Annotated in this window: 19 protein-coding genes; 12 read left to right on the top strand and 7 right to left on the bottom strand. The window is 68.5% G+C overall.

Annotated features, from left to right (window positions below; genetic code table 11):
• Positions 1-38: 38 nt before the first annotated feature.
• A complete protein-coding gene (locus AC731_RS02895; RefSeq protein WP_048709128.1) occupies positions 39-674 on the top strand; it encodes a pyridoxamine 5'-phosphate oxidase family protein in 636 nt (211 codons plus the stop codon).
• Positions 675-690: 16 nt separating this feature from the next.
• Here the strand turns inward: AC731_RS02895 and AC731_RS02890 are convergent, their stop codons facing one another.
• From AC731_RS02890 to AC731_RS02880, 3 genes are all read right to left on the bottom strand, one after another.
• Positions 691-1,074, bottom strand: a complete 384-nt coding sequence (locus tag AC731_RS02890) for a hypothetical protein (protein WP_048709126.1) — start codon at positions 1,072-1,074, stop codon at positions 691-693.
• A 31-nt stretch (positions 1,075-1,105) separates the two neighbouring features.
• Complete coding sequence (locus AC731_RS02885) at positions 1,106-1,594, bottom strand: hypothetical protein (RefSeq protein ID WP_048709125.1); 489 nt, start codon at positions 1,592-1,594, stop codon at positions 1,106-1,108.
• Positions 1,595-1,706: 112 nt separating this feature from the next.
• Positions 1,707-2,897 (bottom strand): class I SAM-dependent rRNA methyltransferase, encoded by a 1,191-nt coding sequence (locus tag AC731_RS02880; protein ID WP_048709123.1) that lies wholly within the window; start codon positions 2,895-2,897, stop codon positions 1,707-1,709.
• Between the two features lie 173 nt (positions 2,898-3,070).
• Between AC731_RS02880 and AC731_RS02875 the strand changes: the two genes are divergently transcribed.
• Positions 3,071-4,342: a bifunctional O-acetylhomoserine aminocarboxypropyltransferase/cysteine synthase gene (locus tag AC731_RS02875; RefSeq protein WP_004253274.1), complete on the top strand. Its 1,272-nt coding sequence runs from the start codon at positions 3,071-3,073 to the stop codon at positions 4,340-4,342.
• An 84-nt stretch (positions 4,343-4,426) separates the two neighbouring features.
• Positions 4,427-4,876 carry a D-aminoacyl-tRNA deacylase gene (dtd, locus tag AC731_RS02870; RefSeq protein ID WP_048709121.1) on the top strand — a complete coding sequence of 150 codons (450 nt, stop codon included), beginning with the start codon at positions 4,427-4,429 and terminating at the stop codon, positions 4,874-4,876.
• Positions 4,877-4,894: 18 nt separating this feature from the next.
• On the opposite strand, the gene AC731_RS02865 is transcribed toward dtd, so the two are convergent.
• On the bottom strand, positions 4,895-6,337 hold the full coding sequence (locus tag AC731_RS02865) for an MATE family efflux transporter (protein WP_048709120.1): 1,443 nt from the start codon (positions 6,335-6,337) through the stop codon (positions 4,895-4,897).
• Positions 6,334-6,459: a hypothetical protein gene (locus AC731_RS20310; RefSeq protein ID WP_257721759.1), complete on the bottom strand. Its 126-nt coding sequence runs from the start codon at positions 6,457-6,459 to the stop codon at positions 6,334-6,336. Before AC731_RS20310 ends, AC731_RS02865 begins: the two co-directional genes overlap by 4 nt.
• A gap of 138 nt (positions 6,460-6,597) precedes the next feature.
• Between AC731_RS20310 and AC731_RS02860 the strand changes: the two genes are divergently transcribed.
• Positions 6,598-6,981 carry a DUF423 domain-containing protein gene (locus tag AC731_RS02860; protein WP_048709117.1) on the top strand — a complete coding sequence of 128 codons (384 nt, stop codon included), beginning with the start codon at positions 6,598-6,600 and terminating at the stop codon, positions 6,979-6,981.
• Positions 6,982-7,009: 28 nt separating this feature from the next.
• Here the strand turns inward: AC731_RS02860 and AC731_RS02855 are convergent, their stop codons facing one another.
• Both AC731_RS02855 and AC731_RS02850 read right to left on the bottom strand, forming a co-directional pair.
• Positions 7,010-7,552, bottom strand: coding sequence for a sterol desaturase family protein (locus tag AC731_RS02855; protein ID WP_048709116.1), 543 nt, complete (start codon positions 7,550-7,552; stop codon positions 7,010-7,012).
• Positions 7,545-7,733, bottom strand: a complete 189-nt coding sequence (locus AC731_RS02850) for a hypothetical protein (protein WP_004253261.1) — start codon at positions 7,731-7,733, stop codon at positions 7,545-7,547. Before AC731_RS02850 ends, AC731_RS02855 begins: the two co-directional genes overlap by 8 nt.
• A gap of 144 nt (positions 7,734-7,877) precedes the next feature.
• Here AC731_RS02850 and AC731_RS02845 point away from each other — a divergent pair, with 144 nt between their 5' ends.
• The 8 genes from AC731_RS02845 (at position 7,878) to AC731_RS02810 (ending at position 14,998) form a co-directional block, all read left to right on the top strand.
• The gene (locus tag AC731_RS02845; protein ID WP_004253259.1) at positions 7,878-8,357 is read left to right on the top strand and encodes an SUF system Fe-S cluster assembly regulator; all 480 of its coding nucleotides are present in this window, start codon (positions 7,878-7,880) and stop codon (positions 8,355-8,357) included.
• Between the two features lie 20 nt (positions 8,358-8,377).
• A complete protein-coding gene (sufB, locus tag AC731_RS02840) occupies positions 8,378-9,862 on the top strand; it encodes a Fe-S cluster assembly protein SufB (RefSeq protein WP_048709115.1) in 1,485 nt (494 codons plus the stop codon).
• 21 nt (positions 9,863-9,883) lie between these two features.
• On the top strand, positions 9,884-10,663 hold the full coding sequence (sufC, locus tag AC731_RS02835; RefSeq protein WP_004253254.1) for a Fe-S cluster assembly ATPase SufC: 780 nt from the start codon (positions 9,884-9,886) through the stop codon (positions 10,661-10,663).
• Complete coding sequence (gene sufD / locus AC731_RS02830) at positions 10,660-11,985, top strand: Fe-S cluster assembly protein SufD (protein WP_048709112.1); 1,326 nt, start codon at positions 10,660-10,662, stop codon at positions 11,983-11,985. The genes sufC and sufD overlap by 4 nt, the downstream gene beginning before the upstream one ends.
• Positions 11,982-13,262, top strand: coding sequence for a cysteine desulfurase (locus AC731_RS02825; protein WP_048709110.1), 1,281 nt, complete (start codon positions 11,982-11,984; stop codon positions 13,260-13,262). Before sufD ends, AC731_RS02825 begins: the two co-directional genes overlap by 4 nt.
• A gap of 17 nt (positions 13,263-13,279) precedes the next feature.
• Entirely contained in the window at positions 13,280-13,735 is a 456-nt protein-coding gene (gene sufU, locus AC731_RS02820) for a Fe-S cluster assembly sulfur transfer protein SufU (RefSeq protein ID WP_004253246.1), read from the top strand.
• Positions 13,736-13,764: 29 nt separating this feature from the next.
• Complete coding sequence (gene sufT / locus AC731_RS02815) at positions 13,765-14,334, top strand: putative Fe-S cluster assembly protein SufT (protein WP_004253244.1); 570 nt, start codon at positions 13,765-13,767, stop codon at positions 14,332-14,334.
• Positions 14,335-14,476: 142 nt separating this feature from the next.
• Complete coding sequence (locus AC731_RS02810) at positions 14,477-14,998, top strand: DUF3617 domain-containing protein (RefSeq protein ID WP_004253241.1); 522 nt, start codon at positions 14,477-14,479, stop codon at positions 14,996-14,998.
• Positions 14,999-15,046: the final 48 nt, after the last annotated feature.

Here is a 15,046-nt window from a genome sequence, read left to right as displayed (position 1 = left end):
TACGATGACACCATCGAAACCACCGGAGTCGCCTCGCCATGCCCCCGTCCGCTCCCTCTCCGCGCTCCCGCATCCGCCGCCTGCCGGAGCGCGCGCATTACGACGCCGCCACTGTCGCTGCCATCGTCGACGCCGCGATGATCTGCACCGTCGCCTTCCAGATCGACGGCATGGTGCATGCGATCCCCACTATCCACTGGCGCGAGGGCGATCATCTCTACATCCACGGCGCCAAGGCCTCGCGCATGCTCAAGGCGCTGACCGAAGGCGAAGCCTGCGTGACGATCGCACTGGCCGACGGGCTGGTGCTGGCGCGTTCGGCGATGCACCACTCGATGAACTACCGCTCGGTCGTCATCTACGGCCGCTTCGAGCTGGTGACCGATCCCGCGCACAAGCTCGGCAGCCTGCGCGCCTTCGTCGACGGCCTCTACCCGGGCCGCTGGGACACCTTGCGCCCGATCACCGACAAGGAGCTGAACGCCACCGGCCTGCTGCGCATCGCACTGAGCGAAGCCGCCGCCAAGGTGCGCGACTGGGGGGTGAAGGACGACGCGGAGGATCTGGACTGGCCGGTCTGGGCCGGCGTGATCCCGCTGCACACGGTGGCGGGCGAGCCGATGACGGAAGCCGATAGCGTGGTTGAAGAGGTGCCGCTGACCCGCTTCGACTGATCCTGAAGTGCCCGGCCTACGCCTGCCCCGGACCGGGATCGGCATCGAGCAGACGTTGACACTCGGCCATCAGCGACTGGGCCAACTCGGACTCGTAGTTCGGGTCCAGTGCTTCCATCATTTCGTGGGTGGTGTACAGCCCCGCCTCGCGCGACAAGGTGCCGGCGATCTGGCGCGCGAGCTGGTCGCTGAGGTCGGACAGATGGCGGCGCTCGACCAGCGGCAGGGTACGCCTGGTGCGCGCCAGCCAGTCCGCCGCCAGCGTGGCGCCCTGGGCCTCGGTCGGCCATTGGCCGTGCTCGTACCAGATCGACAGTCGCTCCGCCGTCAGCGCGAAGATCAGTGCCACGCGCGAACCGCGACTGTCGGCAGGCGGAGGCGATGCAGCGGACGGGATCATTGCAGGCTGGTCTCGCGCAAGCGGTGCGCCATCACGAACGGCGGCGGGCGTTGCCAAAGGGGCGACGGCCTTGCGGGCGGCGCGGACGGTCGTCGTCATCGCGCTTGGGCTTGGGCATCAGCAGGTTCTTGCCACCCTGCTGCGACAGCGCGGCATGTTCCGCGAGGGCGGCCTCGAACTGCTCGGCGCTCATCTCGATCGGCGCACTTTCGGCGAGCGGCTTGTAGGCGGACAGCTTTTCGCGCACCAGGAAGACGCGCTCGTCGGTTTCCGCCTTCTTCGGCAAACCGCCGGCCATCGCCTGCGCAACCGCCGTGAGCACGTAGCCCTCGCCCTCGGCCACCAGCAGGCCGTGTGTGGAGAAGCGTTCGAACGCGCTCGCCCAGGCCTTGGGCGCGGTCACGGGGCAGCCCATGAATTCAGCGGCGGCCACGATCTCCGCCAGCGCAGCAGGCCGCCGCTTCGAGGCAATCAGGGTGGCCAGCAGCAACTGGGCGTCGGTATCGTGGATGGGGTACATGCGGGGCCTTGTTTGCGGTTATCGGAGTGCGAGGGGCGCCATGATGCCTGAGGCCGGACGATCGGGCACGGCAGCGTGTCCTTGCCTCGGGATCTGGCGGTCGCGGCGCAGCTCAACCCACCTGGCAGGCCAGGCCCTTGAGGTACTCGCCCTCCGGCACCGCCAGCCCGATCGGATGGTCCGGCGCGGCCGACAGGCGGTAGATGATGCGCGCATCGACGCCGGCATCGGTGGCGGCGCCGGCGACGATCTTCTGGAACAGCTCCTGGCCGATGCCGCCCGAGCAGGAATAGGTCATCAGGATGCCGCCCGGGTTGAGCAGGCGAAAACCGAACAGGTTGATGTCCTTGTAGGCGCGTGCGGCACGATCCGCGTGCGCGGCCGAGGGCGCGAACTTGGGCGGATCGAGCACGATCAGGTCGAAGCGCTGGCCTTCGTCCTTGAGATTGCGCAGCGCCTTGAACACGTCGGCCTCGTGCCAGTCGGCACGGCTGGCGTCCAGTTGCGGGTTGAGCGCGAGGTTGCGCCGCGCCGACTCCAGCGCCGGCCCGGAGGAATCGATCGACAGCACCGACTTCGCCCCGCCGGCCAGCGCCTGCAGCGAAAAACCGCCGGTGTAGCAGAAGCAGTTGAGCACGTCGCGCCCGGCGGCCAGCTGGCCGGTCAGCAGGCGGTTGTCGCGCTGGTCGAGGTAGAAGCCGGTCTTGTGGCCGCCCTCCACATCCACCTCCATGCACACGCCGTTCTCGACGATGGTCAGCCCCCCCGCCGGCAGTTCGCCATGCACGCAGCCGGTGCGCGGCGCCAGACCTTCCAGCCCGCGCACTTCGGAATCCGATCGCTCGTAGATCACTGCACAGCCGGTGGCCTGGACCAGCCCGGCGACGATGGCCTCGCGCCATTTGTCCGCGCCGGCACTGGTGAGCTGGAGCACCACCACGTCGCCGTAGCGGTCGGCGATCACGCCGGGCAGCCCGTCGGACTCGCCGTGGATCAGGCGCACGCCCTCCTGCCCGTGCAGCGCCGGAATCGCCGCGCGCCGCGCGATCGAGGCCGCCACCGCGCGCTTGAAGAAGGCGTGGTCGATCGCCGCCTCGGCGTCGAAGCTCCACACCCGTGCGCGGATCTGCGATTCGGGCGACCACGCCGCGCGCGCCAGCGCCTTGCCCTCGGCCGTGACCACCGTCACCGTGTCGCCCGGCCGCGCGCGGCCGTCGAGGCGGTCGACCGAACCGGCGAAGATCCAGGGATGGCGGCGGAACAAGGAGCGTTCCTTGCCGGGGTTGAGGATGAGTTGGGCCATGAGCTTCCCGGGCGATATCACGTAAGTAAGGCCGCGGAGTTTACCGGCTCGGGCCCCGCAGGCCCATAGTCAGCGCAAGCTTGAAGCCGCGGCTTGGATTGTTCGGTTATTTCGATATCCCCCGCGCGCTGGCTATACTCCCCGGCACTTTCACCGAAGGGGAGACCTGACACATGAAGCTCGAAACCATCGCCGTGCACGGCGGCTATTCGCCCGATCCGACCACCAAGGCCGTCGCGGTGCCGATCTACCAGACCACCTCCTACGCCTTCGACGACACCCAGCACGGCGCGGACCTGTTCGACCTCAAGGTGCAGGGCAACATCTACACCCGCATCATGAACCCGACCACCGCGGTGCTCGAGCAGCGCGTCGCCGAACTGGAAGGCGGCATCGGCGCGCTGGCCGTGGCCTCGGGCATGTCGGCGATCACCTACGCGATCCAGACCATCGCCGAAGCCGGCGACAACATCATCTCGGCGTCGACGCTGTACGGCGGCACCTACAACCTCTTCGCCCACACCCTGCCGCAGTTCGGCATCCAGGTGCGCTTCGCCGACTACCGCGACCCGGACAGCTTCGCCGCGCTCATCGACGAGCGCACCAAGGCGATCTTCTGCGAATCGGTCGGCAACCCGCTGGGCAACGTCACCGACATCGGCCGCCTGGCCGAAATCGCACACAAGGCCGGCGTGCCGCTGATCGTCGACAACACCGTGCCCTCGCCCTACCTGTGCCGCCCCTTCGAACACGGCGCCGACATCGTGGTGCATGCGCTCACCAAGTACCTCGGCGGCCACGGCAACTCCATCGGCGGCGTGATCGTCGATTCGGGCAAGTTCCCCTGGGCCGAGCACAAGGCGCGCTTCAAGCGCCTGAACGAGCCGGACGTGTCCTACCACGGCGTGGTCTACACCGAGGCGCTCGGTGCCGCCGCCTTCATCGGCCGCGCGCGGGTGGTGCCGCTGCGCAACACCGGCGCGGCGATCTCGCCCTTCAACAGCTTCTTGATCCTGCAGGGCATCGAAACGCTGGCGCTGCGCATGGACCGCATCTGCACCAACACGATCAAGGTCGCCGAGTACCTGAAGAAGCACGCCAAGGTCGAGTGGGTGAACTACGCCGGCCTGCCCGACCACGCCGACCACGGCCTGGTGCAGAAGTACATGGGCGGCCGTGCCTCGGGCATCCTGTCGTTTGGCGTGAAGGGTGGGCTGGAAGCCGGCGGCCGCTTCCAGGACGCACTCAAGCTCATCACCCGCCTGGTCAACATCGGCGACGCCAAGTCGCTCGCCTGCCACCCCGCCTCGACCACCCACCGCCAGCTGTCGCCGGCGGAACTGGCCAAGGCCGGCGTGTCGCCCGACATGGTGCGCCTGTCGATCGGCATCGAGCACATCGACGACATCATCGCCGACCTCGAGCAGGCGCTGGCCGCGGTCTGACCCCCAGCCGCCGTCGCCCGCGCGACGGCCGCCATCGTTCTCGACGCCACCTGCGGGTGGCGTCTTTCTTGTGAAGGAGCCCGAATGCTCGCAGTGCTGCAACGCGTTTCCGAAGCACGCGTGATCGTCGATGGCGAAACCATCGGCGAGATCGGCCCCGGCCTGCTCGCGCTGGTGTGCGCCGAGCGCGGCGACACCCCCGCCGAGGCCGACAAACTGCTCGCCAAGCTGCTGAAGCTGCGCATCTTTTCCGACGAGGCCGGCAAGATGAACCGCTCGCTGCAGGACGTGAAAGGCGGCCTGCTCATCGTCAGCCAGTTCACCCTCGCGGCCGACACCACGGGCGGCAATCGCCCCAGCTTCACCAACGCCGCCGACCCGCAGACCGGGCAGGCGCTGTACGAACACTTCGTCGCCCGGGCGCAGGTCGCGCACCCCGTCGTCCAGACCGGGCGCTTCGCCGCCGACATGAAGGTGCAACTGGTCAATGACGGACCGGTCACGATTCCACTGCGGATTGCCCCGTCCGCCTGAGCATCCGGCCTGCCGCGGTCAGACCTGTGCCGTCTTCCAGCGCCCCCGGCTGAACAGCCACAGCGTGAACAGGCCGACCGCGGTCTCGGAGATGAACACCCCCCAGAACACGCCCGAGTGCGCCCACCCCAGGGGCAGCGCAAGCGCCCACGCAAGCGGGATCTGGATCAGCCAGAAGAACACGAGGTTGATCCAGGTGGGCGTCATCGTGTCGCCCGCGCCGTTGAAGGCCTGCACCGACACCATCCACCAGCCGTAGACGAAGTAGGAATACGCCAGGATGGCGAGCCATTCGCCGCCGATGGCGATGACCTGCGGGTCATCGGAAAACAGCGCGACAAGTTCGTCGTGCAGGAAGAAGAACACCACCGACACGGCGAGCGTGAAGGCCATGTTCATCCAGCCGATGCGCCACACGGCGGCCTCGGCGCGCTCGGGCTCGCCCGCGCCGAGGTTCTGGCCGACCAGCGTGGCGGCGGCGTTGGACATGCCCCAGGCCGGCATCAGCGTGAACATCATGATGCGCATCGTGATCGTCGCCCCGGCGACCGCCTCGGTCGACACGCTCGCGAGGATGCGCATCAGGAAGATCCAGGCGGTCATCGAGACGATCATCTGTCCGATGCCACCGAGCGAGGTACGCACGATCTGCATCAGGGTCGCGCCATGCCAGCGCAGGTTGGCGCGGCGGATGCGCAGATGTTCGCTGCCGCGCACGAGGATCCACAACTGCATCAGCACGCCCGCGCCACGCCCGATATTGGTCGCGATCGCCGCGCCCTCGATGCCGAGTGGCGGGATCGGCCCCAGGCCGAAGATCAGGATCGGGTCGAGCACGATGTTCAGCGCATTGGCGACCCACAGCACACGCATCGCCGTCGCTGCGTCGCCTGCGCCGCGGAAGATCGCGTTGATGACGAACAGCAGCAGGATCACCGCGTTGCCGCCGAGCATCCACTGGGTGTAGCGGTAGCCGTGTTCGATGGCCCAGGCGTCCGCTCCCATCAACCGCAGCAGATCCTGCGCCCAGACGATGCCCCCCACGGCAAAGGGCAGCGAGACGAGGATCGCGACCAGAATGGCCTGCACCGCCGACAACGCGGCCTCTTCGCCCCGATGCTCGCCGACCCGGCGCGCGACGATCGCCGTCACCGCCATCGCCAGCCCCATCGCGATCGAATAGAGCAGGAACAGATAGGTCTCGGTCAGCCCGACCGTGGCCACCGCGGACGATCCGAGCTTGGCGACGAAGAAGATGTCGACCACCGCGAAGGTGGATTCGAGCACCAGCTCCAGCATCATCGGCACGGCCAGCAGGAACACCGCGCGCTTGAGGGGAATGCGCGTGTAATCGGCGTTCGTGCCGCGCAGCGCCGCGCGCAGCTCGGCCCACAGCTTGGTGGAGGCCCTGCCGGAAATCGCTTGCGCCTCGGTCGTGGGCGCCGTGTCGCGTGAGGTCATGCGCCCGCCCGCCCCAGCACGTCAACCGCCCCTTGCAAGGCCGCCGCAGATGCGAGCGGCAGGATGCAAAAGGCTTTCGATTGCCGCATACCATCGGTCATGATTCCGGTCCCTGATTTCATGGAATGTCTCCGTCAACGTCCGCAATCGCGAACCCGGGCACCGGGATGGTAGCAATGTCGATTCGGCTTCGTACGGCCAGCGATGTCCGGCCATCGTTTAAAGTGTCCGCCTTTGCCTCAGCCCCCTCCTTTACCCCCATGCACAACGACTTCCCACGCTTTCCGCTCTTCGCTGGCGCCGTGCTCGCGGCGCTGGGCGTCGCACTGGGCGCCTTCGGCGCTCACGGGCTGCGCAGCCTGCTCGACGATGCCGCGCTCGCCTGGTGGCAGACCGCGGTGCAGTACCAGATGTGGCACGCCATCGGCCTGGTGGCGCTGGGCGCGGCGCGGCTGCCGCGCAGCCTGCTGCCCGCCGCGATGCTGGCGGCAGGCACGGTGATCTTCGCCGGCACACTGTATGCGATAGCGCTGGGTGGGCCGCGCTGGCTGGGGGCGGTGACGCCGGTGGGCGGAAGCCTGATGATCCTGGGCTGGCTGATGCTGGCCTGGCGGGTACTGCGCGGAGCGCCGCGCGGATTGTGACGCGGATCGGCGCGCGAGGCCGGTTGCCTCAACCGCTCCGCGGCATCGTGCCGAAGCAACGGTCCCAGAAGGTGGTGATCGTGCCGAACGCGGCCCGCTCATCGACATGGTGATGATGGCCGTGGTGGGCACTCAGGCGGACCAGGCTCAGGCCGAACACACCCTGCGCGTGCAAACCCTGATGCACCGTCTCCTGCAGCATGTCGCCGATCAGCAGGCCCACTGACAGGGGCGCGGCGAGGCTGTCGGTCCCGAGCAGGGCAGTCGACAGGCCGAGCACGGTCACCACCAGCGCCGCGCTGAATGCCAGTGGCACCCGGATCGGCTGGCTCGGATCGCGGTGATGGACGAGATGCCAGGCGCGGAAAGGCTCCACGCCATGCAGCACGAAGCGGTGCAGCACATACTCCAGCAGGGTCCAGGCGATCAGGCCGGCGAGCACGGCCACCGCCACCTCCCACCCACCTGCACCGGCCGGCCACCCGAGCCCCGCGGCAAGCACCCCCAGCGCCGGCGCCGCGAGCGAAGCGGGATACGGCAGCGCGCAACGAAGCAGGACCGGCTCAGCCATCGCCCTCTCCCGCAGGCAGGATCTCCCACGCATAGAGCAGCCCGGCCTCCGAAAAGCCCAAACCGGTTTCGACATCCCGCCACCACGCGAGGCCACGCGCATCCCTGCCGTCGAAGCGCCATTCCCGGAGCTCGCCGCTGCACAGGCGGATCACGTAGGTACGACCGCATTCCAGTTCCATCGCGCTGCCTTCGTTCCTGACTGCTCGCACTTCATCTTAGGCCAGGGCGCGACCAATGGGCCTGCCAGCCCGGGCCTGCCTGCCGCTTGTAAATACAGTACTGTTTTAGTACAGTATAAGCACCTCAACGCGGAGACGCCCATCATGCTTCGCATCAGCAAGCTCACCGACTACGGCACCCTGATCGTCACGCACATGGCGACCACGCCCGAGCGCGTGATCAGCGCCACGGAGCTCGCCGACGCGCTCGGCCTGGGCCTGGCGACCGTCAGCAAGATCCTGAAGGCGCTCGGTCGCCACGGGCTGGTGCTGAGCCAGCGCGGCACGCGGGGCGGCTACGTGCTGGCGCGCCCGCCGGCGCAGATCAGCATCGCCGACCTCATCGACGCGCTCGAGGAGCAGCCCTTCGGGCTCACCGAGTGCAGCGCCAACAGCGGCACCTGCAACCTCGAGACCGGCTGCCGCATCCGCGACAGCTGGCTCCGCATCAACACCGTGGTGCGCCAGGCACTGCAGACCGTCAGCGTCGCCGAGATGACACCCGCCCCTTCGCCGGGGAGCGCCGCCCCCGCCACCGAACACCGCATGCGCGGCCCCGACCGCCTCGCCCGCCACGCCGGCTGAAGCAAAAAGGAGAACGCAAGATGAACGCCCCTACCCTGACCTCCCCGCCGCAGGCACCCGCCAAGCGCGGCGACGCGATCGGTGCTTTCCTCGAGCAGGAATACGCCGCGGGCTTCGAGACGCGACTCGAGACCGACACCGTGCCCAAGGGCTTGTCCGAAGACGTCATCCGCACGATCTCGGCGCGCAAGGGCGAGCCGGAATGGCTGCTCGACTGGCGGCTCGAGGCCTATCGCCACTGGCTGACGATGACACCGCCGACCTGGGCCGCGGTGCAGTTTCCGCCGGTCGACTTCCAGGACATCGTCTACTACTCCGCGCCCAAGTCGAAGAAGGACGGACCCAAGAGCCTGGACGAAGTCGATCCCGAACTGCTGCGCACCTTCGAGAAGCTCGGCGTGCCCCTGCACGAGCGCGCGCGCCTCGCCGGCGTGGCGGTGGATGCGGTGTTCGACTCGGTGAGCGTGGCCACCACCTTCAAGAAGGAACTGGGCGAGCACGGCATCGTCTTCTGTTCGTTCTCCGAGGCGGTGAAGGAACACCCTGAGCTCGTGCGCCAGTACCTCGGCACGGTGGTACCGCCGGGCGACAACTTCTACGCCGCGCTCAACTCCGCGGTGTTCTCCGACGGCTCCTTCGTCTTCATCCCCAAGGGCGTGAAGTGCCCGATGGAGCTGTCGACCTACTTCCGCATCAACGCTCGCGACACAGGCCAGTTCGAGCGCACGCTGATCATCGCGGAGGAAGGCGCGTCCGTCAGTTATCTCGAGGGCTGTACCGCGCCGATGCGCGACGAGAACCAGCTCCACGCCGCAGTGGTGGAGCTGATCGCGCTCGACGACGCGAAGATCAAGTACTCCACCGTGCAGAACTGGTACCCGGGCGACAAGGACGGCAAGGGCGGCATCTACAACTTCGTCACCAAGCGCGGCGACTGTCGCGGCGCACGCTCGCACATCTCGTGGACGCAGGTCGAGACCGGTTCGGCGATCACCTGGAAGTACCCGAGCGTGATCCTGCGCGGCGACGATTCGGTGGGCGACTTCCACTCGGTGGCGCTGACCAACAACCTGCAGCAGGCCGACACCGGTACCAAGATGATCCACATGGGGCGCAACACCCGCAGCACCATCCTCAGCAAGGGCATCGCGGCAGGGCGCGGCAGCAACACCTTCCGCGGTCTGGTGCGCGTCACGCCCAAGGCCGAGGGCGCGCGCAACTACACGCAGTGCGACTCGCTGCTGATCGGCGACCGTTGCGCGGCGCACACCTTCCCCACCATCGAGGTGCGCCACCCCAGCGCCCACGTCGAGCACGAGGCCACCACCTCGCGCATCGGCGAGGACCAGCTTTTCTATGCGATGCAGCGCGGCATCAGTGCCGAGGACGCGGTGTCGATGATCGTCAATGGCTTCTGCCGCGAGGTGTTCAAGGAACTGCCGATGGAGTTCGCGGTGGAAGCGCAGAAACTGTTGGGCGTGAGCCTCGAAGGCAGCGTCGGCTGAGAGACCCCAAGGAGAACCAAGATGCTGAAGATCAACAACCTGCACGCGGCCGTCGACGGCAAGGCAATCCTCAAGGGCCTGAACCTGGAGGTGGGCAGCGGCGAGGTGCACGCCATCATGGGCCCCAACGGCTCGGGCAAGAGCACGCTGGCCCAGGTGCTGGCCGGCCGCGACACCTTCACCGTGACCGACGGCAGCGTGGACTGGGACGGCACCGACCTGCTCGCCCTGCCCGCCGAGGAACGCGCGCGTGCTGGCCTCTTCCTCGCCTTCCAGTACCCGGTCGAGATTCCCGGCGTGTCCAACGCCTACTTCCTCAAGGCCGCGGTCAACGCCGTGCGCCGCCACCGCGGCCTGCCCGAATACGACGCGATGGACTTCCTCGCGCGGGTAAAGGCCGAGATGAAGGCGGTCGGCATGAAGGAGGAATTCCTCTACCGCTCGGTCAATGAGGGCTTCTCGGGCGGCGAGAAGAAGCGCAACGAGGTGCTGCAGATGGCGCTGCTCGAACCCAGGCTGGCGGTGCTGGACGAGACCGACTCGGGCCTGGACATCGACGCGCTGAAGATCGTCGCCGAAGGCGTCAATCGCCTGCGCTCACCCGAACGCTCGATGATCGTCATCACCCACTACCAGCGCCTGCTCGACTACATCGTGCCGGACAAGGTGCACGTGCTGTCGCAGGGCCGCATCGTGCGCTCGGGCGGTCGCGAACTGGCGCTGGAACTGGAAGAGCACGGCTACGGCTGGATCGACGCCGAAGGCAAGGCCGCTACGGCTGCGGCAGGAGCACGGCCATGAGCGGGATCGACACCTGGGTCGCCCGCCAGCGCGAGCGCGCCGCCCACCTGCCCGGCGCTGCCCTGCCCTGGCTGACTCGCCGCCGCACCGACGCGATCGCCCGTTTCGCCGACCTCGGCTGGCCGACGAGCCGTCTGGAGGCCTGGCGCCACACCTCGCTCGCCTTCCTCGAGCAGCAGACGCTGGCCTCGCCGGACTCCGACTCTTACCCGGACGCCGCCCACCCGGCCGCCACGCTGGCGACGTTGCGCGCCGCCTTCGATGACGGCGGCCACTGGCTGGTGTTCGTGGACGGGCAGTTTGCGCCGACGCTGTCGGCCATCGGCACGCTGCCGGCCGGCGTGACGGCCGGCGCGCTGTCGGATGCGCTGAACACCGTGCCCGACGCCGTCGAGGCCGCCTTCGGCAGCGCCGACGACAGCGCCAGCCCTTACGCGCTGAATCTGGCGCTGTGCAGCGACGGTGCCTTCGTGCGCCTGGCACGCGGCACCGCGCTGGAACAGCCCCTGCACCTCGTCTTCATCGGCGCCACCGGCGCGGCCGACAGCCACCTGCGCAACCTGATCGTCGCGGACGCCAATTCGGCGGCGAGCATCGTCGAACACCATGTCGGCGGCGGCGCCACGCTCGGCACCGTCGTCACCCGGGTGCAGGCGGCGCAGGACGCGCGTATCACCCACGTCAAGCTGCAGCAGCAGGACGCGCAGGCCATCCATGTGGCGCAGATCGAGGCCGAGCAGGCGCGCGGATCGCATTTCGCCTCGCACTCGCTGTCCTTCGGCGCCCGCCTGGCGCGCAACGACATCCGTACCCGCTTCGATGGCGAAGGCTGCGAGACGCTGTTCAACGGCCTGTACCACGTCGATGGCCGGCGCCACGTCGACCACCACACGCTGATCGAGCACGCCAGGCCGCTCGGCACCAGTCGCGAGTACTACCGCGGCCTGGTCGATGGCAACGCGCGCGGGGTGTTCGCCGGGCGCATCATCGTCGCCCAGGACGCCCAGCGCACCGATGCCGTGCAGCGCTGCGACAACCTGCTGCTGTCGAAGCTGGCCGAGGCCGATGCCCGTCCGGAACTCGAGATCTACGCCGACGACGTGAAGTGCGCCCACGGCGCCACCGTCGGCCAGATCGACGAGGACGCGCTGTTCTACCTGCGCGCGCGCGGCATCGACGAGGTCCATGCACGCCAGCTGCTGACCTACGCCTTCGCCGCGGAAGTCATCGAGCGCATCGGCCACGACGCGCTGCGCAAGCATGCGCGCACCGCCCTGCTCGCCCGCCTGCCCGGCGGCGCCACGCTGGAGGAACTGCTGTGACCCTGCTCACCGACCTTCCCGTTTCCGGCACCGGCCAGGGCCTTGGCGTGACTGCGCTCGACGTCGCGGCGGACTTTCCCATCCTCGCGCGCCCGGTGCACGGCCGCCGCCTCGCCTACCTGGACAACGGTGCCACCACGCAGAAGCCGCTGGCCGTCATCGAAGCCGAGCGACGTTTCTACCTCGAGTCCAACGCCAACATCCACCGCGGCGTGCACTGGCTGTCGCAGCACGCGACCGAGCTGTACGACGGCGCGCGTGCCACCGTGCAGCGCTTCATCAACGCTGCGCACGCCGACGAGATCGTCTTCACCCGCGGCACCACCGAGGCGATCAACCTCGTCGCGCAAAGCTGGGGGCGCGCCGAGCTGCGCGCGGGAGACGAGATCCTCGTCACGACGATGGAACACCACTCCAACATCGTGCCCTGGCAACTGCTGTGCGAGCAGACCGGCGCGGTGCTGAAGGTGGTGCCGGTCAGCGACGCGGGCGAGCTCGACCTCGCGGCCTTCGACGCCCTGCTCAACCATCGCACCCAGCTGGTTGCGATCACGCATGTGTCGAACGCGCTCGGCAGCATCAACCCGGTGGCCGAACTCACCGCCCGCGCCCATGCCGCCGGTGCGGTGGTGCTGGTAGACGGCGCGCAAGCCGTGGCGCACCAGGCGGTGGACGTGCAGGCGATCGGCTGCGACTTCTACGCCTTCTCGGGCCACAAGCTCTACGGCCCCACCGGCATCGGCGTGCTGTATGGCCGCAGCGGCATCCTGAAGGCCATGCCGCCCTGGCAGGGCGGTGGCGACATGATCCGCACGGTCTCCTTCGAGCGCAGCACCTGGGCCGATGCCCCGCAGCGCTTCGAGGCCGGCACCCCCAACATCGCCGGCGCCATCGGCCTGGCGGCAGCCATCGACTACGTGCGCGCGGTCGGTATCGAACGGATCGCGGCGCACGAGCACGCTCTGCTCGACTACGCCACGGCGGCGGTCGGCGCCATCCCGGGCGTCCGCCTGGTGGGCACGGCACGGCACAAGGCCGGCATCCTGTCCTTCCTGGTCGATGGCATCCACCCGCACGACCTGGGCACCATCCTCGACGCCGAGGGCGTGGCGATCCGCGCCGGCCACCATTGCGCGATGCCGCTGATGACGCGCTTCGGCATTCCCGGCACGGCGCGCGCCTCGCTGGCCATGTACAACACCCGTGCCGACATCGACGCGCTGGTCGCCGCCATCGACAAGGCGCAGGACCTGTTCGGCACGCGCAAACACGGATGAAGGCGGAGACCAATCCAATGAACGACACCGGACCCGATCTGCGCGAGCTGTACCAGGAGGTCATCTTCGATCACAACCGCCAGCCGCGTAACTATCGCCCCATGCCGGAGGCCGACCACCAGGCCGACGGCCACAACCCGCTGTGCGGCGACCAGCTCACCGTGTTCCTGCGTATCGAGGACGGCGTGGTCAGGGACGTGAGCTTCGTCGGCCACGGCTGCGCCATCTCCACCGCATCGGCCTCGCTGATGACCGAGGCGATCAAGGGCAAGCCCGTGGCCGAGGTGGAGGCGCTGTTCCACGACTTCCATGCGCTGCTCACCGAGACACCGCCACCCGAGCGCGACTTCGGCAAGCTGGCGGTGCTGGCCGGCGTGCGCGAGTTTCCGGTGCGGGTGAAGTGCGCCACGCTGGCCTGGCACACCCTGCACAACGCCATCGTCGGCGCGCAGGACCCGGCGCGCACCGAATGAACCGATTGGATTGAACGGAGATCCGCACCATGGGTGACCACTACGGTGAAACCGAATCCCGCGTCCTCGCGCGCGACTGCGACGCGGTGAGCGTGCCCTGGGGCAAGCCCGAGACCCTGCCCGAAGGCGCCTACGCGCTGATCACGCAGCGTCTGGGCGGCTCGATCACGGTGATGTGCGGCGGCAACCTCTACCGCATTGCCGAACGCGACGCCGACGCCCTCGGACTGGAGCCGCAGCTTCCGCCACCGATGCCCGAACCGGCCGCGGGCGAGTTGAGCGCCGAGGCCGTCGAGCAGAGCGCGTGGACGCTGCTGGGCACCTGCTACGACCCCGAGATCCCGATCGACATCGTCAATCTCGGCCTGGTCTACGGCTGCACGGCCGAACCGCTGCCCGAGGGCGGCTACCGCCTCGCGGTACGCATGACCTTGACTGCGCCGGGTTGCGGCATGGGCACGCTGATCGCCGACGAGGCGCGCGCGCGGCTGCTTGAACTGCCCGGCGTGAAGGATGCGAGCGTGGAGTTGGTGTGGGACCCGCCCTGGAGCCGCGAGATGATGAGTGAAGCGGCGCGGCTCGAGATGGGAATGTTCTGAAGCCCGCCGCCGCGGGCGATTATTGTCCCTGCTCAAGGCCCGGGCCGCGTCGAGGCGCTAGTCTGGCCACCGGGTTTCGCGGGCGTCAGGACGAACGCCGCGAGACCCCGACTTTGCCCCCAACCCACTGCCGGATGTCACCATGCGCGCCCTCCTCCCGCTGCTGATCATCGCCACCCTTCCCCAGGCTGCGCTTGCAAGCCCGACGCCGACCGAGGCGCCTCAACGAATGCCGGGGCTGTGGCTCGTCAACCACGGGCCCACCGGGGAGAGGGCCAAGGCCTCGAGCTTTCACATCTGCGTCGGCAAGCAGGGCGGCGACGACGTACTGGCGACACCGGGCAACGCACTCGGCAATTGCCGCGATCAGGCCTGGTCGAAAGAAGGTGCCTACACGTATTACCGCGCGGTATGCGACGCGAAGGGCAGCATCGCGACCGTGGAAGGCAGATTCGCCGGCGACTTCCAGTACAACTTCCAGGGCGAACTCAGCACGTCTTACGCGCCGGCGCTGAACGGCGTGAGCACGGAGCGCACCGAGATCGACGGCCGTCGCCTCGCGCCGTGCCGCAGCGACCAGCCGGTGGGCACCTTCCTGATCAAGGGCCAGAACGGAGTCGGCAACCTGAACCTGGCCGAGCCGATCCGCCAGCCGGCACGCTGACATCCGAACGCCGCGCCCTGGCAGCGCGCGCAGCGAATTGTCGCGCTC

The sequence above is a fragment of the Thauera humireducens genome (assembly GCF_001051995.2).
GTDB classification, from domain to species: Bacteria; Pseudomonadota; Gammaproteobacteria; order Burkholderiales; family Rhodocyclaceae; genus Thauera; species Thauera humireducens.
This window is presented reverse-complemented; position numbering and strand designations above follow the sequence as displayed.